Source organism: Pseudomonas sp. USTB-Z, assembly GCF_019691255.1.
Taxonomy (GTDB): Bacteria; Pseudomonadota; Gammaproteobacteria; order Pseudomonadales; family Pseudomonadaceae; genus Aquipseudomonas; species Aquipseudomonas alloputida.
The window spans coordinates 189,174-209,873 of the sequence record NZ_JAECZP010000003.1 but is presented as its reverse complement, the minus strand read 5'-3'; the positions used below and the strand labels follow the sequence as shown (position 1 = coordinate 209,873).

Below are 20,700 nucleotides of genomic sequence, written 5' to 3'. Positions count from 1 at the left end.
TAGTCTGGCCTCTTTTCATGAAGAGGCCCCCGCTATGGACACCACTTTGCCGTCAGATGCGCAGGCCGCCATCGATGCCTTTCAGGACGGCATCATCGGCAGGCGCCTGCCACCCTGGTTGCGTCATGCACCTGCTGAGCAACTGCCTGAGATCGGCAGGGCATTGTCAAACAGCCTTCGCTGCTGTGAGCAAGTGAACACGGTGCTGCGAGGTATCGAGGGCCTCGACAGTTTCGTCGCATCAGCCCTGGGAAAGGCCCTCGACGAGCGTTACGGGCTTGGCCGTAACCCGCACGTGCTCAGGTTCCTGGAGGGCCGCCGGGAACCTGTGATCAACAGTCAGCCGGTGGGCGCGCACCTGACTACCGTGGTCTATGAAGAAAAGCCACTGCTCGAAGTGGCATTGCGCAACTTCACGGACGCGCAGGCGCAGGAAGGTGGCCAGCCGCGCGGTAACCGCCTGCTGCTTCCACGCCACGGCACGGCCAAACCCCCTACGAGCATCGAGTTTGCCGGACTGTGTCGTGAGCTGGACCTGGGTGAGCGCTATCAACGTCATCTGGATGCCATCCTCACGCCCACTGGCAGTGCCGAGCGCCTGGTATCGCAGCTTGTAGATGCCACGCGCTACACCATGCTTGTGGACGCCTACAAAGCCAGGCAAGAGGGAACGCTGGATGCCAGCGAACTCAATGTGATGGTAGCTGTGTGCGAGAAGGGAAAACTGCCGCGCTTGGCGGGCGACCTTGTGCAGGCCAGGCAACTGAAATTGCTGGGTTGCCAGATTGAGCAGGTGACCGTGTTCGTAGTGGTTGAGCAGGGCGTTTTGTTCAACACGACGCGTCGGGTGTTGCTTTACGTGCCTGGAGACCCTTTTTCGCCCTGGCGCGCGTTCGAGAGCCTCGACAAACTGAACCGCGAACTGGGCCGTCGCTTGCGAGACAAGGCTTACCAGCGTTTTTTCAGCCGCTTCGTGCTGCGGCGCGACAGCCAGGCTTTTTTCGCCCAGGTCGCGGAGCGCTTCGATGACCTGCCGGGCTGGGCGTTTCGTGATCTCGAACCGCGCTTGCAGGCTTACCCGCAGCCGTTGTTCATCAGCCTGGCACAGGCACGTATCCACCAGATCAAGGACGATGCGGCGATGATCGCGGTGCCTGTGGCCAGACTGGATCGTGAGGTTCAGCGCCAGCATGACCTGCGCCTTGCAGCCGAAGGATGGGCGCTGCTCAACCTGGCCAGTTTCTTTGTGCCCGGGGTTGGCCTGGCGCTGCTGGCCGTGACGGCCTGCGAACTGCTGGGTGAGGTCTACCATGGCGCCGAGGCCTGGCAGCAAGGCGATCGTCAGGAGGCGCTCGACCATTTGACCCACGTGGCGACAGACCTTGCCGTGCTGGCGACCACAGTCGCCGGGGTGGGTGTCGCTCGACGGGTTTGGGCACGCTCTGCGAAGGTCGATGCCATGGTGCCGGCCCGGCTGGAGGACGGCACTGAGAAACTTTGGCAACACGACTTGACCCTGTTTCAAAGCCAGGCCCCCGTTGCGGCCTCGAGCCGGGATGCCTTGGGTATTCGGCGTCAGGACGGGCGGGCCTGGATCGAAATGGACGGGCATCACTATCGCGTGGCAGAGGCGGGTGATGATCAATGGCAGTTGTATCCGGTCGACGGCCACGGGCCGTTGCTGCGCCACAATGGCGCAGGTGCCTGGCGTTTGTGGAGCGAGCAACCGGCTCGGTGGACCGACAAATACCGCATGTTCCGGCGTTTGGGCGAACCCTTCAATAGGCTGAATGACGAACAGATCGATGAGGTTCTGCTGTTCCATGGCCTTGATGGCGACGACCTGCGTGGCCTGCATGTACACGCCCAGGCACCGAGCCCAGGGATGATCGACAGTGTGGAGCGGGTCAGGCTTGATCAACGCATCCGCAGCATGATTGGCCGTCTGCGCAGCGGCGAGCCGGTCGCAGATACAACAGTGCTCGATCACGCTCGGCGCCTGCCAGGCGCGAGTGGCCTGACAGATCAGGCACTGGCCACGTTGGCATGGACGCAGCGCCGAACACTGCTGCAGCACCTTTTCGAAGCCTTGCAGCCCAGCGACACCCCTGGCAGCGCGGCGCTGCGCCGGGTGTTCCCGGGGCTGAGCGCGCGCACTGCGCAAGCATTGGTACAGGCCGCCAGCAGCGTGGATCGCATGCGGCTGCGGTCCAGCGGCAGGGTTGCACTGGGGCTCGCCGAAGCGGCAAGGGGCAGTGTGCTGGCTACCCGCCAGGCTCGGGTATTTGAAGCGTTGTACCTTGATACCCCGCAGCACGCAGACTTGGCACGGGTGGCCTTGGGCTTGCTGCGGTATGTACCCGGTGGCGAACAAGGTGTGTGCTGGCGTCTGTACGAAGGTTGCCTGGGCGGGCCGATGCTGGCGAAGACCGAGCAAGGGCAGCGGGCGTTCGATCTGGTGCACGTGAACGGTACGTTTCAACTGCATGGCAGCCAGGGCACGGCGCTGGGTGAGGCAGGTGAGTTGTTCGACGTCATGGCGCCAGCCTATACCGAAGCGCAGAGGGCGGCGATGGGGATCGGCGATCCATTTGCGCACAACCTCAGGGTGATACTGGCGCGCGAAGCGGCACGCCATCGTGATGAAATCAGTCGTTTGCTTGGCGCGGTACGCCCAGGTGCTGTCCGAGGGCCCATGCGCTTGGCCGATGGACGTATTGGCTACCCGCTGGGTGGTGGCGGAGTAGGTGGTTTCGCATCAAGGGGGAGTGCCCTGAGGGCAACGCTGCGCGATCTCTTTCCGTGGTTGAGTGATGAGCAGGTCGAGACCTTCGCCGATGACGCCAGGCGTTCAGGGCAGCAGATTGAACACGTACTGGCGGACCTTCGCAATGAGTTCGCCATCCTGCGCATCACACTGAATACCTGGGTGGCACGAGGGCAGGGCGATGTCAGGGAAGATCGAGAGGCTCTACGCCAGACGTTGTTCAATTGCTGGCGGCGGTCAGTCGGCGTGGGGGAACTGCAAATCAATGCACAGGAAAACCTCCACGTCATGTTCTGCAATTTCAGATCGAGCGGCTTGCCCAACATACCCCCACAGGTCAGCTTCAGAGGTGTGACCAGCCTGTCGCTGCTGCACCTTGACCTTCTGGAGGTGCCCAGCAGCCTATTGCTGGCTTTCCCTAACCTGCAAACCCTCGATCTGGGAGGGAACCTGTTGACGCGCCTTCCGCAGCCGTTGCTGCAGATAGCGCAGCTGCGGCATCTGAGCCTGACCAACAACCGGATCGTCCTGAACATTGCACAAACCGCCACATTGGCCAGTTGCACGAACCTGCAGTCTCTCGACCTATCCCACAACCCCCTGGGGAGCCGGTTCACGTTGGCGGGTTTGGCTGAATTGCGTTGGCTGAACTTGCGCGACACACAGATCTCGCAGTTTCCACTGGGCGTGTTCGACAACGCTCAGTTGGTATCCGTTGACTTGCGGGATAACCGGATCAGGCACATTCCAGAGGGTTTCTACCAGTTGCCCCTGTGGCATCGGCGGCGGTTTCGCTTGAATGCGAACCCCTTGGGCGAGGCCCAGACGTTACGCTTGCAGGCTTCGCTGAGTAGCGACGATCCTGCCCTCGACGAGGAGCAAGTGCTTTTGCGCCTGCAGCACGCGCGTGAAGTCTGGGGGGATGCCGTGGCCCCGGAGCATCGCGGCCTGATGCTTGCTGCCTGGGACTCGCTGGATTCAGGGCAGGACGCCGAGCGTTTTTTCCGTGTGCTTCGCCAGTTGTTGCTGTCCGAAGACTTTCGTGTCAATGCGCGTGCACTGGGCAATCGGGTAATGGCGGTATTGCAAGCGATGGCCATTACGCCAGAGCTGCGGCAGAACCTGCTGTCAGTGGCCAATGATGAGTGGGGGTGCCAGGACGGTGCAACCTGGTGCTTGAGCAACCTTGAACTGAATTTGCTGGTTTGGCAGGTTGAGCACGCGGCTCAGGGAGAAAGCGAACGCGCTTTGCTAGACCTGGGCAGACGTTTATGGCGCCAGGATGCAGTCGACATGTTCGCTACCCGATGGGCGCTACAGCATGGCAGGACGCTGGAAGGAAGCGAGGTGGGGTTGGCTTTCAGGATCGGGCTGAGGGAGCGTCTCGACCTGCCATTGCAGGTGGGAGAAATGAGCTTTCTTGCGATCTCAGGCGTCCTGGAGGCGGACCTTGCAGAGGCAGAGGCTGCGGTGCGGGATGCAGAAACGCCGGAAGAGATTGCCCGCTCCATGGTTGACCGTGAATTTTGGCAGGCGCACCTGGAGCGTTCCCATCCTGAGCGATTCGCTGCGGTCGACCTGCCGTTCAGAAGGCAGCTTGAAACCGTGCTTGACGACGAAGCGCTGAGCGAAGGGGCCAGGATCGACCAGGCGGATGCCATTCGTGATGCTCAGCGCGCTGCACGCAGAGGGCTGATGCTGGATATGACGATTCAAGCGATGGAAATGGGACCCAAGGGGCCATCGATCGATGTACGTTGACATGCGCTCAGGGTAAGGGCTTGCCCGGCCCTGCCAAAGCGGCTTTGGGCTATGCTCAATCAAGCTGAATGTGGTTTGTACCAGCGCCGTAGTCTTGGCTTCAGGTGGCTCGGAAATCGACAGTTACTTTTACACACCCCGTTCTGGAATGAAGTGGTTTAGGCTCCCTGTCGGATTTTTCTCCGTGATCTGTAGTCATTGGTTTATCGAGACAATAAGGAGATACGCATGCTTGTCCGGTCACTGACCCTCGCAACCTTGCTTGCTGTTGCCGGCCCCCTGTTTGCCGCAGACAGTGATGCGCCTCTAGCCAAGGAACTGGGCAAGGCCAGACCATTGGTGGTTATCGCTCCCAGCAGTGCCGACCCAACGTTGCGAGGGCTGAACAAAGCGCTCGAGGACCCGGCCACCCAGGCAGCGTTCAAGGAGCGCAACCTTGTCCTGTACAGCGTCGCCAACATGATGGGCAAGCGAGAGGACAAGAACCTCGAGCAGCAGACCACAATGGCCCTGATTCGGGAACTGAAGCTGGGTGCGAGCAAGGGTACCAAGGTGATCCTGGTGGGCAAGGATGGTGAGCGGCACATGCTCAAGGACGACGACACCGGCGAGGCCATCGACCCACAGGTGATCCTCAAAGCGGTCGATGAACTGCCTGCCAGCGAAAAGGCGGTGGCGGCGCCCGAGCCCGTAGCGGCGGCCCCGCAAGCCAAGGACAAGGACAGCAAGCCGGCCAAGCCCGCCAAGCCAGCGGCCCCGCCCAAACCGCTGGAAGACTGATCACGCCTCATGGCCCCAAGGCAACTTGGGGCCCGTTGCCGGGTGGTGTGTATCGCACTGTATCTGCCTGTGCTGCAGACCTACTGCCATACAAAAGTGCGCCTGGCACGATACATCCACGACAAACCGCAACGGCCTAATGGCTCCACTTTCCAACCCCAGTGGAGCTGCATCATGACTCAAGCAAAAAACACCCTCGGCCTGCTCGGCGCCGCCCTGATCGGCAGCATGGCATTGAGCAACAGTGCGTTCGCCGTCGAGCCGCTGGCTCAAGGTTACCAACTGGCCTCGGCCAAAGTGGCCGGCGAGGGCAAGTGTGGTGAAGGCAAGTGCGGGGGGAGCGGCAAGGCTTCCCAGAGCGAAGGCAAGTGCGGTGAGGGTAAGTGCGGCGCCGGCGCCAAGGCTGGGGCTGAGGGCAAGTGTGGTGAAGGCAAGTGCGGTGACGCCTCGTTCGCCAAAACCGACAGCAATCACGATGGCAAGGTCTCGCGCGATGAGTTTCTGGCGGTGGCCAAGGACCGTGCCCGTGATTTCGACACGATCGACCGCAACCATGACGGTTTCATCTCCGAGCAGGAAGCGGCCGATCACCTCAAGGCGATTTATCAGGCCAATGGCAAAGCCATGCCTGATGGCTTGTTCAGCCACCTGACCGGCAAGCCCTGACGTTCTACCCCATGAAACGCCACAACGCTCCTCCTGCTGGCCAGGTGGGGCGTTGTGCTTGTTGGAGAACTTTTATGTTTCCTGCGATGTTGAACATCGGGCTAGGCTTGCGTCGCGGCCTGTTGCCGGAACTGCTGGCCATGGAGGCGGGTGCAGTGGACTTTCTCGAGTGTGCGCCGGAAAACTGGATTGCCGTGGGCGGCGCCTATGGCAAGGGCTTGGCCCAGTTGGCGGAGCGCTTTGCTGTCACCTGTCATGGGTTGTCTTTATCGCTGGGTGGCAGTGCCCCGCTGGACCGCCATTTCCTTGAGCAGACCCGGCAGTTTCTCGATCGATACCAGGTGCGACTGTACAGCGAGCACCTGAGCTACTGCAGTGATGACGGGCACCTGTACGACCTGATGCCCATCCCGTTCACCGATGAAGCCGTACACCATGTGGCCGCGCGCATACGCCAGGCTCAGGAGCAGCTGGAGCGGCGCATTGCCGTGGAGAACATCAGCTACTACGCCGCGCCGTATCAGGCGATGAGCGAACTCGACTTCATCCAGGCGGTGCTCGAAGAGGCGGATTGTGACCTGCTGCTGGACGTCAACAATGTCTATGTCAACGCCTGCAACCATGGCTACGACGCCCAGCAATTCCTTGCAGGCTTGCCCCCGGCGCGCGTGACCGGGATGCACGTTGCCGGGCATTACGATGAAGCGCCTGACCTCAAAGTGGATACCCACGGGGCGGCCGTGAAGGAGGATGTCTGGACGCTGTACGCCAGCGCTTGCGTGCGCTTTGGCGTAAAGCCGACGGTGCTTGAGCGTGATTTCAACTACCCGCCCTTGGCCGAACTGTTGGCCGAGACGGCGCGTATGCGTGCTGTGCAAAGCGCTGCCGGAGGGCAAGCAGATGAATGAGACCCTGCGTGCGCAGCAGTATGCCTTGGCCCGTCACCTGCGCGATCCACAGCGCCATGCCCCGCCGCCCGGCGTCGAGGCCCGGCGCCTGAAGGTTTACCGTGAATTGTTCTATGGTGCCATCGAAGGGTTGCTGGCTGGCAGCTTCCCGGTCATGCGCCAGGCGTTGGGCGAGCAGCGCTGGCACGCCCGAGTACGTGATTTTTACGCCAGTTACCGTTGCCAGACGCCGTTGTTTACCGAAATTGCCGAGACGTTCGTCGACTACCTGCAACATGTGACGCTGGACACCCCTTGGCAGCTGGAGCTGGCGCACTATGAGTGGGTCGAGGCGCAACTGTACCTGAGCGATGCCGAGGACCCGGCGCATGACCCGGGTGGTGACCTGTTGGCGGGAGAGCCGTTGTTGTCTTGTGTGGCGCGCGTGTTGGCCTATCGTTGGCCGGTGGAAAGCATTGGCGTGGACTACCAGCCAACGGCTGCCCCAGTATCGCCGAGCTTGCTGCTGGTTTATCGCGATGCCCGGTTGCAGGTGCGCTTTGCCCGGTTGGCACCTATGGCGTATCGGTTGCTGGTGGAGCAGGGGACTGGAAGAGAGCGGCTGCAGGCGTTGGGCGGGGATGTGCAGCAAGGGTTGGCATTGTTGGAGGCATTGCGCGAGCAGGGTGTCATTGTCGGAACCGTTTGAAGGCATTGGGGGCTGCGCAGCAGCCCCCGATCCTCATCTGCCGAACCGCATGCCAAGCCAATGATCGAGGCTAAGGCGCCCGGCGCCCTTGAGCAGCAGGGGCAGCAACGCCACCAGGTAGATCAGCGGCAACTTGTAATTGCCGAAGCCCTGGTCGGTAATGGCATAGCCTTGGGCCAGCTCCGCCAGGCCCGACCAGTGCGCCGGCCAGTGCACTGCCGCTATGGCTACAACGGTCACCACCATCAAACCCAACGATGCCAGCCGGGTACCCAGGCCCAGCAACAGCAGCAACGGCAGCACCAACTCGGCCCACATCGACAGCTGCCAGTTCAGCTCCGCGGGCAGCAGGTTGAAGGGGAACGGGAAGCTGGACTGCAGGTCGGCGAACCAGTTGCTGCCGTTGAATTTCTCCAGGCCGGATTCGAAAAACTCCCAGGCCAGAAATACCCGTAATGGCACGTCGGCACTCCAGCTGCCGAGGCGATCAACGGTGGTCAGGGTACGGGTCAAGGTCGTCATGTGCGGTGCTCTCTTCAGGCAAGGGCGCGGGTGGTGCGGCGTTGTTTACGGGCCACTTTGGCGGTGAGCTTGACGGCGATGGCGCTGAACATCAGGGCGAACGCCAGCGGGTACCACCCCCCCATGGGGATGCGTTTGTAGAACGACAGGCAGAACACGGCAGCCAGTACCCACATGCCGCTGCTGTGCAGCGCTTGCCAGGCACGGCCGCCCAACAGCCGCATGGGGGCCTTGAACGAGGTGGCGGTGAGCAGCAGCAAGAACAGGTAGCCGACTGTGCCGGGCAGGCTGGAGGTCAGTGTGCGGCCGGCCCAGAACAGCTCGGGAAATTGCTGGGCGTAGCGATAAATCAGCACGCCGTGCACGGTGTGGGAGAACGCGAATGCCAACCCCAGGTAGCGTCGCTCCTGAAGGATGCGGCGGCTTGATGTGCCAGGCAGCAAGGTCACTAGCGACGAGGCCAGGAACGCCAGCAGGAACAGTGCGAACGAGCTGCGTGCGGTGGCACGAATGGCACTGCGCAAGCCGTCCGGGTCAGGTTGGCTGGCCAGGACTATGGCGGTCATCGCCAAGGTCAGGCCGGCGAGGGCGGCGAACAGCTTCCAGCCGGAGGGCAAGGTGAGGGCTTTCATCAGGGACTCCCGGGGTGTGGTTGTGTGACCGGGAGTGTCTCGAGGCGGGGTATCTGCAGTGTGTCAGGGGGGATGCAGTTGTGTATCTGTTTGTAGAGGCGATCGCGCGTTTTGCAGGAACGGCCCGATCGAGATCCAAGGCCGTTCCTGCCAACGATCGCACTTCAGGTGAGTTCGATCTGCGCGCACAATCCGCCCTGTTCGCGGTTGCTCAGGGTCAGCCGGCCCCCCATGGCCTGGATCAGCTGGTGGGCAATGGCCAGTCCCAAGCCGGTGCCACCCGTGCTGCGATTGCGTGAACCTTCCACCCGGTAGAACGGCTTGAGCACTTCATCCAGCTCGTCACCGGGTATCCCTGGCCCGTTGTCGAGCACGCGGATGATGGTGGTACTGCCCTCGCGTGACACTTGCAGCTCGGCAGCACCTGCAAACTTCAGGGCGTTGTCGACCAGGTTCACCAGTACCCGGCGCAGCGCATGCGGGCGGGTTTCCAGCAGAGTCCCGCTGCTGCCGTGGCGTTCAACCTGGGCGCCGCTGTCCTGGTAGTCGAATACCAGGCTGTCGAGAAAGGCATCAAGGTTGACCCGGCAGGTTGCTTCGGTGCTGCTGTCCATGCTGCGGGCGTAAGCCACGCCTTCGCGCACCAGGTGTTCCATTTCATCGAGGTCGCTCCCGAACTTGTCCTTTTCGACCCCCTCATCCATCACTTCGACCCGCAACTTCATGCGAGTGATCGGTGTTTGCAGGTCGTGGGAAATGGCTGCCAGCAACTGCATGCGTTCCTTGAGGTGGGCAGCAATGCGCGCCTGCAGGGCGTTGAAGGCCACGGCAGCGTAGCGCACCTCGCGTGGGCCGCTTTCATCCAGTTGCACGCCGGGCTGGTCCGGGTCGAGGTTGTCCACTGCCTGGGCCAGGCGGGTTAGCGGGCCGATGGCCAGGCGTACCGCCAGCCAGGTACACAGCAACAGCACAGCCAGCTGAATCAGCAGCACCACGGGCAACCAACGGGCTACCGGGACCGGTGCGGGTGTCACGTCGATGGTCAGTGGCGCGCCGTCGGCCAGGTTCAGGTGCGCCTGGAAGTGCGCATTGGGCCCCGGGATTTCCAGGAAGGTCAGGCGGTAGTCGCTGCCAATGGCCTTGACGATCGACGCGGCGGCCATCGGTGGGTCACTGCTCGGCATCGCTTCGCCTGCCAGGCCCTGGTCCAGGCGATAGCGGTAGGTGCGCCGTTCCAGGCGTGGCAGCCAGGCGGCACGCTCGGCTGCGGGCAGGCGGTCAAGGATGGCAACCGAGGTCGCCACGTCCTGTTCGAGGTTGCTGAGCATCATCGAGCGGCTGCTGATATAGCGCTCGTAGGCCTGCAGGCCGAACGACAGACCATAAGCCAACACCAGGCCGGTGAAGAAGATCAGCGCCAGACGCGAGGCCAGGGTGCGCGGCCATTTCATGAGGGAGACTCGAGCAATTGCACCGGCAGCGAAAACACGTAGCCCTCGCTGCGCACGGTCTTGATGCAGCTGGGCTCGCGGGCATCGTCACCCAGGCGCTGGCGCAGGCGGCTGACCAGCAAGTCGATGGAGCGGTCGAAGATGTCGGCTTCGCGGCCCTGGGTCAGGTTAAGCAGCTGTTCGCGGCTGAGCACCCGCTGCGGGTGGTCGAGGAACACCCGCAGCAGGCGGTACTCGGCGCCGCTCAGGGCCACCAGGGTGCCTTCGCTGTCGAGCAGGTGGCGCGCGGTGGTGTCCAGGCGCCACTGACCGAAACCCAGCAGGCGGCTGCTTTCACTGATGGTCAGGTTGGGCGGCAGCATGCGTGTGCGGCGCAGCACGGCGTTGATGCGGGCGAGCAGTTCGCGGGCCGAGAACGGTTTGGTCAGGTAATCGTCGGCGCCCATTTCCAGGCCGATGATGCGGTCGGTTTCGTCATTGCGGGCGGTCAGCATCAGCACCGGCGTATTGCGGTGCTTGCCGGCGCGCAGCTCGCGGCACAACAGCAGGCCGTCGTCGCCAGGCATCATGATGTCGAGCACGATCAGGTCGACGCTGTTGGCTTCGAGAAAGGCGCGCATCTGCCGGCCGTCGGCAACGATGCTGGTGCGCAGGCCGTTCTTCTTCAGGTAATTGCCGACCAGTTCGCGGATCTCGCGGTCGTCGTCGACGATCAGGATGTGATCGACGTGTTCCATGCGCTGGGTTCCTGTGCAAAGGGGGTTGGGCGCAGTGTACCGAGCGCGTTCGCCCTTGCCTGCGGGAGTTTGTATTGCAGTGTATCTGGCACGGGTAGGGATACAGCAGGACGCACATCACAACGTTGGGAGACACATGCGGGATACCTGGCTGACGTGAAATGGCTCTCGACCGGGGAGCAACACTCCCCACCCCCAAGTGTTACCCAGGAGAGATGCCATGAACGTCAAGACTATCGCCAGCGCCAGCCTGTTCGCCGTGCTCAGCTTCGGCGCCATCGCTGCCCAGGCCGCCACGGCCCCGATGCAGGATGGCGGGGTCATGCAGTACCGCTACGGTGAGCCTCTGGATGTGAAGAAAGTGCTGTCGGTGCAGGACGATCAGAGCAACGCCTGCGGCCTGGTGAACACCCGAATGGACTACCTTGACTCCCATGGCCAGCGGCAAAGCGTGCAGTACCGCACCTACGCCACGGGCGGTTGCCATGACAATTGATCGGCGCCGGATGCTCAAGGCAGGTGGTTTTGCGCTGGCGCTGATGGGGCTTGGGTTGGCTGGGCACCTGAAGGCACGCGACAGCTACGGCGCCATGCCGTCGCTGTCAGGCGCCAGCCAGTGGTTGAATTCGCCGCCCGTGGATGCCCCGGGGCTCAAGGGCAAGGTGGTGCTGGTGGACTTCTGGACCTGGGACTGCATCAACTGCCGGCGCAGCCTGCCGCATGTGAATGAGTGGGCGCGGCGCTATGCCGATCAAGGGCTGGTGGTGGTGGGGGTACACACGCCCGAGTTCGACTACGAGCATGATGTGGACACGTTGCGGGACAAGGTAGCCCGGTTGGGTATCGGGTATCCGGTGGCGGTAGATAATGACTACAAGGTGTGGAATGCCTGGGGCAACCAGTTCTGGCCGGCGCATTACTTTGTCGACCGCAAGGGGCAGGTGCGCCATGTGCACGTTGGCGAGGGGGATTATGGCGAGCAGGAACAGGTGATACAGGCGTTGCTGGATGAGCAAGGGTGATTCTCCTGTACCGGCCTCTTCGCGGGCATGCCCGCTCCCACAGGGAGAGTGCAATCAGTAACGTTTGCGCAGTACCTGTGGGAGCGGGCGTGCCCGCGAAGAAGCCAACACTTTTCTATCAGGTGAAACTGGCAAAGTGCGCCTGCATCCGCGCCGCATCCGCCTGCCGCCCGCTGAACAGCTCGAATGCCTTCACCGCCTGGAACACCGCCATGTAGCTGCCATCCAGTGTGCGGCAGCCCAGTGCCCGGGCCGCGCGCAGCAGTTCGGTCTCCAGCGGGAAGTAGATGATCTCTGCCACCCACAGGCGGGGATGCAGCAACGCCACCGGCAGTGGCGTGCCCGGTAGCTTGGCCATGCCCACCGGCGTGGTGTTGACCAGCCCGTCCGCTTCGGCCAGTGCTGTGGCCAGGTCGGTGCCAAGCACGGCGCGCTCCGCGCCGAAATGGGCGTTCAGGTTGTCCACCAGCGCCTGCGCACGGGTCGCATCCACTTCGAACAGCACCAGCCGCTCTACCCCTTCACCCAGCAGGGCATGGGCCACGGCCGAGCCAGCGCCACCGGCACCCATCTGCACCACCTGGCGCCGTGCAACGTCGGGCAGGCCACGGCGCAAGCCTTCGGCAAAGCCCAGGCAATCGGTGTTGTGGCCGACGCGCTTGCCGTCCTTGAGCACCACGGTATTTACTGCGCCGATACCGCGGGCCTCGTCGGACAGTTCGTCGAGCAACGGCAGGATCGCCTGCTTGAACGGGTACGTAATGTTCAGCCCGGTGAAACCGGTACGTTGCGCGGCTTCGAGCAATCCGGGCAGGGCGCTGTCGTCCAGTTGCAGCTGGTCGGCGTCGATCAGCCGGTACAGGTAGCGCAGGGCCTGGGCGTCGCCTTCGTGTTCGTGCAGGGCCGGCGTACGTGACAGTTGGATGCCGCGGCCAATCAGGCCGGCGAGGATGGCTTGCTGGCTCATGCCACACGCTCCTGCAACAGCTCGGCGAAGTGGCTCAGCGCCATGCGGTAGCCGTGGCTGCCCAGGCCGCAGATGACACCGACGGCGATGGACGATACGAACGACAAGTGACGGAACGGCTCGCGTTTGTGCACATTGGACAGGTGCACCTCGATCACCGGCAGTTCGCTGGCCACCAGGGCATCGCGGATGGCGACCGAGGTGTGCGTCCAGGCGCCGGGGTTGATCACGATGCCGGCGCAGCGGCCACGGGCGGCGTGGATCCAGTCGATCAGTTCACCTTCGTGGTTGGTCTGGCGGAATTCGATTTCCAGGCCGTGGGCGTGGGCAGTGTCGGCACATCCCTGAGCCAGGTCAGCGAGGGTTTCGTGGCCGTACTGGGCAGGCTCGCGGGTGCCCAGCATGTTCAGGTTGGGGCCGTTGAGCACGAGAATAAGGGGCTTCATGACGGGCATCGCTTTGTTGTTGTTGAATGCACGTAGTTTTGTACTGACTGGTTAGTTCCGTCAATTGGCCAGGATCGTCGCACCGGGAAAGTGGGCGATTATCGAACTTATTGGGCGTTGAATGCCCTGTACCCAGCCGTGCAAAGCTGCCCCTGCAACGAACCGCAGGGCGTCATTACAAAATTGTAATCTTGCCGCCACCGCCCCGATAACCAGCCCTTTCTACAGTCCCTCGCCAATGCTTCGCCCAGAGGACTGTTTCGTGCCCATCCCCCGCAAGATCGCCTTGCTCTGTCTGCTGCTGGCCAGTGCCACCGGCGCCCAGGCCAGCCAGGTGCTGAGCCTGCCCCAGGCGCTTACCGCCGCTTTCGCCCAGAACCCGGAGCTGGCTGCAGCCGGCCGTGAAATTGGCATTGCCGATGGCGAACGGCGCCAGGCCGGGCTGCTCCCCAACCCGGAGCTGGCCTGGGAGGTCGAGGACACCCGCCGCGACACCAGCACCACCACCGTCACCCTCAGCCAGCCGCTGGAACTGGGCGGGAAGCGCGGCGCACGTCTCGCCGTGGCGGGTGCCGGCCAGGCCATTGCCCAGCTTGACCTGGAGCGCCAGCGCAACGCCCTGCGGGCCGATGTGGTGCAGGCTTTCCACGCTGCCTTGCGTGCACAGACCGCGCTGGAGTTGGCTCAGCAGTCGCAGGCGTTGACTGAACGAGGTCTGCGGGTGGTGCAAGGGCGGGTTACGGCAGGCCAGTCATCACCGGTGGAGGCCACCCGTGCCCAGGTGCAACTGGCCCAGGCCCAGGCCGAAGTGCGCCGCGCGAAAACCCAGCGCAGCGTGGCCTACCAGGCCTTGGCCCGGTTGACGGGCAGCCCGCTGGCAAGCTTCGACCGGTTGCAGGCAGCCAACCTTTCGCCAGGCATTGCGCCGGGTGCCGACACCTTGCTTGACCAGGTCGAAAAGACTGCCGAATGGCGCCTGGCCGCTGCCCAGGTCGAGCGCGGCGACGCCTCCCTGGGGGCGGAAAAAGCCCAGCGTATCCCCAACCTCACCGTCAGCCTTGGCAGCCAGTACAGCCGCGAAGACCGGGAGCGAGTGAACGTGGTTGGCCTGTCCATGCCGTTGCCGCTGTTCGACCGCAACCAGGGCAATGTTCTGGCAGCTGCGCGCCGCGCCGATCAGGCGCGCGACCTGCGCAATGCCGTGGCGCTGCGTCTGCGCAGTGAAACCCGTAGTGCCATCAGCCAGTGGGAGACGGTGATGCAGGACGTTGAAGCCTATGACCGCACCATCCTGCCGGCTGCGCAGCAGGCCGTGGACACCGCCACCCGCGGTTTTGAAATGGGCAAGTTCGCTTTCCTCGATGTACTCGACGCCCAGCGCACGCTGATCGAGGCTCGCGGGCTGTACCTCGAGGCGCTGGCCTCGGCGACCGACGCGCGTGCACAAGTGGAGCGGATCTACGGCGATCTCGATGGCGTGAGCAACAAATCCAATAGCAGGAGCAACAATGACTAACCCACGCAAGCTAGCCCTTCTGGCTGCCGCCATTGCTGCGCTTGGCCTCGCGGGCCTGGCCTGGACCGGCAACCTCGGCCAGGCGTCCAAGGCTCAAGCCCCCCATGACGACCATGGTGAAGACAGCCACGGCCATGCTACAGCGCAGGCCGCCGAAGGCCCTGCAGAGAAGGAGCACGGCGAAGAAGAAGGCCAGCTGCACCTGTCTATCGCGCAGATCGAATCGGCTGGCATACAACTGGCTGCCGCAGGCCCCCGTGAGCTGGGCACCGCCATCAGCTTCCCGGGTGAGATCCGCTTTGACGAGGACCGCACCGCACATGTGGTACCCCGCGTGCCGGGTGTGGTCGAAGCGGTGCAAGCCGAGCTGGGCCAGGCGGTCAAGCGCGGCCAGGTACTGGCGGTGATTGCCAGCCAGCAGATCTCCGACCTGCGCAGTGAGCAGCAGGCCGCTCAACGTCGCCTGGAACTGGCGCGGTTGACCTTTCAACGGGAACAACAGCTGTGGCAGGAGCGAATCAGCGCCGAGCAGGATTACCTGCAGGCACGTCAGGCGTTGCAGGAGGCCGAGATCGCCCTGGCCAATGCTCGGCAGAAGGTCGCAGCGGTGGGGCCGGCCGGTGCCGGCAACCGCTATGAACTGCGCGCCCCCTTCGATGCGGTCGTCGTGGAGAAGCACCTGACCGTGGGCGAGGTGGTCGACGAGACCAGCAACGCGTTCACCCTGTCCGACCTGAGCCGGGTGTGGGCCACCTTCGCCGTGGCCCCTCGTGACCTGGGCAAGGTGGTGACCGGCCGTGAAGTCACGGTCAGTGCGCCGGACCTGGGCGCCCAGGTTCTGGGCAAGGTCAACTACGTCGGCAGCCTGCTCGGCGAGCAGAACCGTGCCGCCACTGTGCGTGCCACTCTGGCCAACCCCAATGGCGCCTGGCGCCCCGGGCTGTTCGTCAATGTGGCTGTCAGCGTCGACCGCTTCGATGCCGCCGTGGCGGTGCCGGAAAGCGCCCTGCAAACCTGGGAGGCGCAGACCATGGTGTTCGCCCGCACGGAGGAAGGCTTCGAGGCGCGCCCGGTGAAGACTGGCCGTCGCGATGCTGGCCAGGTGGAAATCACCAGCGGCCTGGCCGCCGGTACTCAGGTTGCGGCCGCCGGCAGCTTTGTCCTCAAGTCGGAACTGGGCAAGGGCTCGGCCGAGCACAGCCACTGATCACGGGGACACCTGCATGTTCGAACGCCTGATTCAATTTGCCATCGAGCAGCGCCTGGTGGTGATGCTGGCCGTGGTCCTGATGGCCGCGGTGGGTATCCACAGCTACCAGAAACTGCCGATCGATGCTGTGCCGGACATCACTAACGTCCAGGTGCAGATCAACACCGCCGCCCCCGGCTATTCGCCGCTGGAGACCGAGCAGCGCATCACCTTTGCCATCGAGACCGCGATGGCTGGCCTGCCAGGGCTCAAGCAGACCCGCTCGCTGTCGCGCTCGGGCCTGTCGCAAGTCACGGTCATTTTCGATGATGGCACCGATATCTTCTTCGCCCGCCAACTGGTCAACGAGCGCCTGCAGGTGGCCCGCGAGCAATTGCCTGAGGGCATCGAGGCGGGCATGGGGCCGATCTCCACCGGGCTGGGGGAAATTTTTCTGTGGACGGTGGAAGCCCAGGAGGGGGCGCTCAAGGAAGACGGTATACCTTACACCCCAACTGACCTGCGGGTGATTCAGGACTGGATCATCAAGCCGCAACTGCGCAATGTACCGGGTGTGGCCGAGGTCAACAGCATTGGCGGCCATGCCAAGCAATACCTGATTGCACCAGAGCCCAAGCGCCTGGCGGCCTACAAGCTCACCCTCAACGACCTGATTGCAGCGCTGGAGCGCAATAACGCCAACATTGGCGCTGGCTATATCGAGCGCAATGGCGAGCAGTTGCTGATTCGCGCGCCGGGCCAGGTGGCCTCGGCCGAAGACATTGCCAACATCGTTATCTCCAGCGTCGACGGCACGCCGATCCGCGTCAGCCATGTCGCCCAGGTTGGCCTTGGCGAAGAGCTGCGCTCGGGGGCAGCCACCGAAAACGGTCGGGAAGTGGTGCTGGGCACGGTGTTCATGCTGATTGGCGAGAACAGCCGCACGGTGTCGCAGGCGGTCGCTGCAAAATTGGTCGAGATCAATCGCAACCTGCCCAAGGGCGTAGTCGCCGTGACGGTGTACGACCGCACCAACCTGGTGGAGAAAGCCATCGCCACGGTGAAGAAGAACCTGATCGAAGGTGCGATCCTGGTGATTGCCGTGCTGTTCCTGTTCCTCGGCAACATTCGCGCTGCGCTGATCACGGCCATGGTTATCCCGCTTTCGATGCTGTTCACCTTTACTGGCATGTTCAGCAACAAGGTCAGTGCCAACCTGATGAGCCTGGGCGCGCTGGACTTCGGCATCATCGTCGACGGCGCGGTGGTGATCGTGGAAAACGCCATCCGCCGCCTGGCCCATGCCCAGCAGCGCCACGGTCGCATGCTGACCCGCGGCGAACGGTTCCATGAGGTGTTTGCCGCTGCCCGCGAAGCACGCCGGCCGCTGATCTATGGGCAGTTGATCATCATGGTGGTGTACCTGCCGATCTTTGCCCTGACCGGGGTCGAGGGCAAGATGTTCCACCCCATGGCCTTTACCGTGGTCATGGCCCTGTTGGGCGCGATGATCCTTTCGGTCACGTTCGTTCCGGCAGCCATTACCCTGTTCGTCACCGGCAAGGTCAAGGAAGAGGAAGGCCTGGTGATGCGTACGGCACGGCAGCGCTATGCCCCGGTGCTGGCCTGGGTGCTGGGCCGGCGCAAACTGGCATGTGCCGCCGCCGCCGCCCTGGTGCTGTTGTCGGGCGTGATGGCCAGCCGCATGGGCAGCGAGTTCATCCCCAGCCTCAGCGAGGGTGACTTCGCCCTGCAGGCCCTGCGCGTGCCGGGCACCAGCCTGTCGCAGTCGGTGGACATGCAACAGCGCCTGGAGCAGGCGATCATCGCCCAGGTGCCGGAGGTGGAGCGGGTGTTTGCCCGCACCGGCACTGCCGAGATTGCCTCCGACCCGATGCCGCCGAACATTTCCGATGCCTACGTGATGTTGCGCCCGCGCGAACAATGGGTTGACCCGGGCAAACCGCGGGATGAACTGATCGCCCAGGTGCAACGCGCCGCTGCCAGTGTGCCGGGCAGCAACTACGAGCTGTCGCAGCCGATTCAGCTGCGGTTCAACGAGCTGATTTCAGGGGTGCGCAGTGATGTGGCGGTGAAGCTGTTTGGTGACGACATGGAGGTGCTCAACCGCACTGCCGCGCAGATCGCTGCCAGCCTGCAAGGGGTGTCGGGCGCGTCCGAGGTGAAGGTGGAGCAGACGACGGGCCTGCCGGTACTGACCATCGACATCGACCGTGACAAGGCCGCCCGTCATGGCCTGAATGTGGGCGATGTGCAGGATGCCATCGCCATTGCCGTGGGCGGCCGCACCGCCGGTACGCTGTATGAAGGCGACCGCCGCTTCGACATGGTCGTGCGCCTGTCGGAGACCTTGCGGACCGATGTCGACGGGCTGGCCAGCCTGCTGATTCCGGTTCCGGCCAGTGCCGCTGAGGGGGCCGGGCAAATCGGTTTCATCCCGCTGTCGCAGGTCGCCACGCTGAACCTGCAATTGGGCCCGAATCAGGTGAGCCGCGAGGATGGCAAGCGCGTGGTGGTGGTCAGTGCCAACGTGCGTGGACGCGACCTGGGCTCGTTTGTGCAAGAGGCTGAGCAGGCCCTGATCGACCAGGTGCAGGTACCACCGGGTTACTGGACGCGTTGGGGAGGGCAGTTCGAACAGTTGCAGTCGGCAGCCGAGCGCCTGCAGGTGGTGGTGCCGGTGGCCTTGCTGCTGGTCATGGCGCTGTTGCTGATGATGTTCAACAACCTCAGGGATGGCCTGCTGGTGTTCACCGGCATCCCCTTTGCCCTGACCGGCGGTGTGCTGGCGCTGTGGGTGCGTGATATTCCGCTGTCTATTTCTGCCGGCGTCGGGTTCATTGCATTGTCGGGAGTGGCAGTGTTGAACGGGCTGGTGATGATTGCCTTTATCCGCGGGCTGCGCGAGGAAGGGCGCACGCTGCGGGCGGCGGTCGAGGAGGGGGCGCTGACCCGCTTGCGGCCAGTACTGATGACGGCGCTGGTGGCCTCGCTGGGGTTCATACCGATGGCCCTGGCCACCGGGACCGGGGCAGAGGTGCAGCGGCCACTGGCGACGGTGGTGATTGGTGGGATCTTGTCTTCTACCGCACTGACGTTGCTGGTGTTGCCGGCGTTGTATCAGTGGGCGTATCGGCGGGATGAGCAGCAGGAAGGCTGAGTACGTGGGGCTGCAAGGCAGCCCCAACAACCTCAAACGGCCCTTCGGGCACCAGCCCGTACACCGTCCACACCCAGGTCGTCATGCAAAGAAATCCGCGACGTTTCCGGCAACGCCAACCCGCCCACCAACGCCACCAGCGCAATCACCACCAGGTAGAACGCCGGTGCCAGGCTGCTGCCGGTCTGCCCGATGAGCCAGGTTGCCACCAGCGGCGCTGTGCCGCCAAATAGCGTGTAGGCCACGTTGTAGGTAATTGCCGAAGCGGTGTAGCGGGTACGGGTAGGGAAGCTTTCCGACAGCAAGGCTGCGGTAACCACGCCGCTGCACAATGCCCCCACCGCGAGCAGGATCACCCCCAGCAGCGCACCCGACATCGAGCCAGAGCTGGCCAGCCAGTACGCCGGGAACACGCAAAGCATCACCCACAGGCAGGTAAAGCCGATGGTCTTGCGCCGCCCCACCCGGTCAGAAAATGCCCCGGCCAGCGGGCAGCCGACCGCAGCGAACAGCAGGGCCACGGTGGTTACCAGCAGTGACTGCGCGCGGGTCAGGTTGCCGACCAGTTGCAGGTAGGTGGCGAAGTAGGTGGTGAACATGTAGAACGACAATGCGGTCAGCGAAATGAACGCCCCCAGGTTGCGAATGACCCGGCCATGGTGGCGAAGGGTTTCCTTCAGCGGTGAATGCTCGTGCTCCTTGCCCTGGGCGACGGCTTCGCGGAACGCCGGGGTTTCTTCCATGCGCCAGCGCAGGTACAGGCCGACCAGGCCCAGCGGCGCGGCAATCAGGAACGGAATGCGCCAACCCCAGGCATTCATCGCCTCGGTCGACAGGCTGGCTTCCAGGCCATACGCGATCACCGCCGCACAGGCAAAGGCGGAAAAGGTCGACACAGGCACGAAGCTGCCATAAAAGGCGCGCTTGTTGTCAGGCGCGTGCTCCATCAGGTAGGCGCAGGCCCCGGCATATTCGCCACCGGCAGAAAAACCCTGCAGGCAGCGGGCCAGGGTCAGCAGCGCCGGGGCTGCCAGGCCGATACTGGCGTAGGTCGGCAGCAGGCCGATCAACGTGGTGGAGCCGGCCATCAGCAAGATGGTCAGCGACAGGATGCGCTTGCGTCCCAGGCGGTCGCCCAGGGCGCCGAAGACGATGCCGCCCAAGGGACGCAGGGCGAAGGCCACGGCGAACACCGCGAAGGTTTTGAGCAAGGCTACGCTGGCGTCTTCGCTGGCGAAGAACTGGCTGGCGATCAGCGTGGCGAGAAAGCCGTACACGGCGAAGTCGAACCATTCGACGAAATTGCCGATGGCCGAAGCGGCAATCACCCTGCGCAGGGTGGCGGGGGATACCTCATGATGTGCGGACATGCGGGTGCTCTCCGGTTTCCTTTGGCAGCCATGTTGAAAGTGGCGCAGTCGGGCCGCGCCATCGTTATTGTGCTTGCCAGTAGATAGCCGAGCGCTG

17 protein-coding genes are annotated in these 20,700 nt (G+C 63.5%); 10 read left to right on the top strand and 7 right to left on the bottom strand.

Annotation, left to right across the window (positions count from 1 at the left end):
* The first annotated feature begins 34 nt into the window (after window positions 1–34).
* The 5 genes from I8746_RS04965 (at window position 35) to I8746_RS04945 (ending at window position 7,570) form a co-directional block, all read left to right on the top strand.
* Window positions 35–4,528: an NEL-type E3 ubiquitin ligase domain-containing protein gene (locus I8746_RS04965; RefSeq protein WP_221100225.1), complete on the top strand. Its 4,494-nt coding sequence runs from the start codon at window positions 35–37 to the stop codon at window positions 4,526–4,528.
* A 228-nt stretch (window positions 4,529–4,756) separates the two neighbouring features.
* Window positions 4,757–5,308, top strand: a complete 552-nt coding sequence (locus tag I8746_RS04960; RefSeq protein WP_003250449.1) for a DUF4174 domain-containing protein — start codon at window positions 4,757–4,759, stop codon at window positions 5,306–5,308.
* Window positions 5,309–5,482: 174 nt separating this feature from the next.
* Complete coding sequence (locus I8746_RS04955; protein WP_003250451.1) at window positions 5,483–5,974, top strand: hypothetical protein; 492 nt, start codon at window positions 5,483–5,485, stop codon at window positions 5,972–5,974.
* Window positions 5,975–6,048: 74 nt separating this feature from the next.
* A complete protein-coding gene (locus tag I8746_RS04950) occupies window positions 6,049–6,882 on the top strand; it encodes a DUF692 domain-containing protein (RefSeq protein WP_014753786.1) in 834 nt (277 codons plus the stop codon).
* On the top strand, window positions 6,875–7,570 hold the full coding sequence (locus I8746_RS04945; protein ID WP_161773425.1) for a DUF2063 domain-containing protein: 696 nt from the start codon (window positions 6,875–6,877) through the stop codon (window positions 7,568–7,570). Before I8746_RS04950 ends, I8746_RS04945 begins: the two co-directional genes overlap by 8 nt.
* Window positions 7,571–7,603: 33 nt before the next feature.
* Here I8746_RS04945 and I8746_RS04940 read toward each other — a convergent pair whose 3' ends face one another.
* The 4 genes from I8746_RS04940 to I8746_RS04925 form a co-directional block, all read right to left on the bottom strand.
* Window positions 7,604–8,092, bottom strand: coding sequence for a DoxX family protein (locus tag I8746_RS04940; RefSeq protein WP_012052933.1), 489 nt, complete (start codon window positions 8,090–8,092; stop codon window positions 7,604–7,606).
* Window positions 8,093–8,106: 14 nt separating this feature from the next.
* A complete protein-coding gene (locus I8746_RS04935) occupies window positions 8,107–8,724 on the bottom strand; it encodes a ferric reductase-like transmembrane domain-containing protein (protein ID WP_221100224.1) in 618 nt (205 codons plus the stop codon).
* A 164-nt stretch (window positions 8,725–8,888) separates the two neighbouring features.
* Window positions 8,889–10,175, bottom strand: coding sequence for a HAMP domain-containing sensor histidine kinase (locus tag I8746_RS04930; protein WP_012052931.1), 1,287 nt, complete (start codon window positions 10,173–10,175; stop codon window positions 8,889–8,891).
* Entirely contained in the window at window positions 10,172–10,912 is a 741-nt protein-coding gene (locus I8746_RS04925; RefSeq protein WP_003250463.1) for a response regulator, read from the bottom strand. Before I8746_RS04925 ends, I8746_RS04930 begins: the two co-directional genes overlap by 4 nt.
* 220 nt (window positions 10,913–11,132) lie before the next feature.
* Between I8746_RS04925 and I8746_RS04920 the strand changes: the two genes are divergently transcribed.
* A complete protein-coding gene (locus I8746_RS04920; protein WP_004573749.1) occupies window positions 11,133–11,408 on the top strand; it encodes a DUF2790 domain-containing protein in 276 nt (91 codons plus the stop codon).
* A gap of 10 nt (window positions 11,409–11,418) precedes the next feature.
* Window positions 11,419–11,934 (top strand): thioredoxin family protein, encoded by a 516-nt coding sequence (locus I8746_RS04915; protein ID WP_221100292.1) that lies wholly within the window; start codon window positions 11,419–11,421, stop codon window positions 11,932–11,934.
* A gap of 118 nt (window positions 11,935–12,052) precedes the next feature.
* Here I8746_RS04915 and I8746_RS04910 read toward each other — a convergent pair whose 3' ends face one another.
* On the bottom strand, window positions 12,053–12,901 hold the full coding sequence (locus I8746_RS04910) for a shikimate dehydrogenase (RefSeq protein ID WP_019752004.1): 849 nt from the start codon (window positions 12,899–12,901) through the stop codon (window positions 12,053–12,055).
* On the bottom strand, window positions 12,898–13,347 hold the full coding sequence (aroQ, locus tag I8746_RS04905; protein ID WP_014753781.1) for a type II 3-dehydroquinate dehydratase: 450 nt from the start codon (window positions 13,345–13,347) through the stop codon (window positions 12,898–12,900). The genes I8746_RS04910 and aroQ overlap by 4 nt, the downstream gene beginning before the upstream one ends.
* A 262-nt stretch (window positions 13,348–13,609) precedes the next feature.
* Here aroQ and I8746_RS04900 point away from each other — a divergent pair, with 262 nt between their 5' ends.
* The 3 genes from I8746_RS04900 to I8746_RS04890 are packed head-to-tail and all read left to right on the top strand — an operon-like array spanning window position 13,610 to window position 19,233.
* Complete coding sequence (locus I8746_RS04900; protein WP_311044808.1) at window positions 13,610–14,863, top strand: TolC family protein; 1,254 nt, start codon at window positions 13,610–13,612, stop codon at window positions 14,861–14,863.
* Window positions 14,856–16,070: an efflux RND transporter periplasmic adaptor subunit gene (locus I8746_RS04895; protein ID WP_221100222.1), complete on the top strand. Its 1,215-nt coding sequence runs from the start codon at window positions 14,856–14,858 to the stop codon at window positions 16,068–16,070. Before I8746_RS04900 ends, I8746_RS04895 begins: the two co-directional genes overlap by 8 nt.
* A gap of 16 nt (window positions 16,071–16,086) precedes the next feature.
* A complete protein-coding gene (locus tag I8746_RS04890) occupies window positions 16,087–19,233 on the top strand; it encodes an efflux RND transporter permease subunit (protein ID WP_221100221.1) in 3,147 nt (1,048 codons plus the stop codon).
* Between the two features lie 32 nt (window positions 19,234–19,265).
* On the opposite strand, the gene I8746_RS04885 is transcribed toward I8746_RS04890, so the two are convergent.
* The gene (locus I8746_RS04885) at window positions 19,266–20,603 is read right to left on the bottom strand and encodes an MFS transporter (protein ID WP_003250478.1); all 1,338 of its coding nucleotides are present in this window, start codon (window positions 20,601–20,603) and stop codon (window positions 19,266–19,268) included.
* Window positions 20,604–20,700 lie beyond the last annotated feature (97 nt).

Coding starts and splice junctions, on each gene's coding strand:
- I8746_RS04965 (WP_221100225.1), top strand. CDS start 35: ATGGACACCACTTTGCCGTCAGATGCGCAGGCCGCCATCGATGCCTTT.
- I8746_RS04960 (WP_003250449.1), top strand. CDS start 4,757: ATGCTTGTCCGGTCACTGACCCTCGCAACCTTGCTTGCTGTTGCCGGC.
- I8746_RS04955 (WP_003250451.1), top strand. CDS start 5,483: ATGACTCAAGCAAAAAACACCCTCGGCCTGCTCGGCGCCGCCCTGATC.
- I8746_RS04950 (WP_014753786.1), top strand. CDS start 6,049: ATGTTTCCTGCGATGTTGAACATCGGGCTAGGCTTGCGTCGCGGCCTG.
- I8746_RS04945 (WP_161773425.1), top strand. CDS start 6,875: ATGAATGAGACCCTGCGTGCGCAGCAGTATGCCTTGGCCCGTCACCTG.
- I8746_RS04940 (WP_012052933.1), bottom strand. CDS start 8,092: ATGACGACCTTGACCCGTACCCTGACCACCGTTGATCGCCTCGGCAGC.
- I8746_RS04935 (WP_221100224.1), bottom strand. CDS start 8,724: ATGAAAGCCCTCACCTTGCCCTCCGGCTGGAAGCTGTTCGCCGCCCTC.
- I8746_RS04930 (WP_012052931.1), bottom strand. CDS start 10,175: ATGAAATGGCCGCGCACCCTGGCCTCGCGTCTGGCGCTGATCTTCTTC.
- I8746_RS04925 (WP_003250463.1), bottom strand. CDS start 10,912: ATGGAACACGTCGATCACATCCTGATCGTCGACGACGACCGCGAGATC.
- I8746_RS04920 (WP_004573749.1), top strand. CDS start 11,133: ATGAACGTCAAGACTATCGCCAGCGCCAGCCTGTTCGCCGTGCTCAGC.
- I8746_RS04915 (WP_221100292.1), top strand. CDS start 11,419: ATGCTCAAGGCAGGTGGTTTTGCGCTGGCGCTGATGGGGCTTGGGTTG.
- I8746_RS04910 (WP_019752004.1), bottom strand. CDS start 12,901: ATGAGCCAGCAAGCCATCCTCGCCGGCCTGATTGGCCGCGGCATCCAA.
- aroQ (WP_014753781.1), bottom strand. CDS start 13,347: ATGAAGCCCCTTATTCTCGTGCTCAACGGCCCCAACCTGAACATGCTG.
- I8746_RS04895 (WP_221100222.1), top strand. CDS start 14,856: ATGACTAACCCACGCAAGCTAGCCCTTCTGGCTGCCGCCATTGCTGCG.
- I8746_RS04890 (WP_221100221.1), top strand. CDS start 16,087: ATGTTCGAACGCCTGATTCAATTTGCCATCGAGCAGCGCCTGGTGGTG.
- I8746_RS04885 (WP_003250478.1), bottom strand. CDS start 20,603: ATGTCCGCACATCATGAGGTATCCCCCGCCACCCTGCGCAGGGTGATT.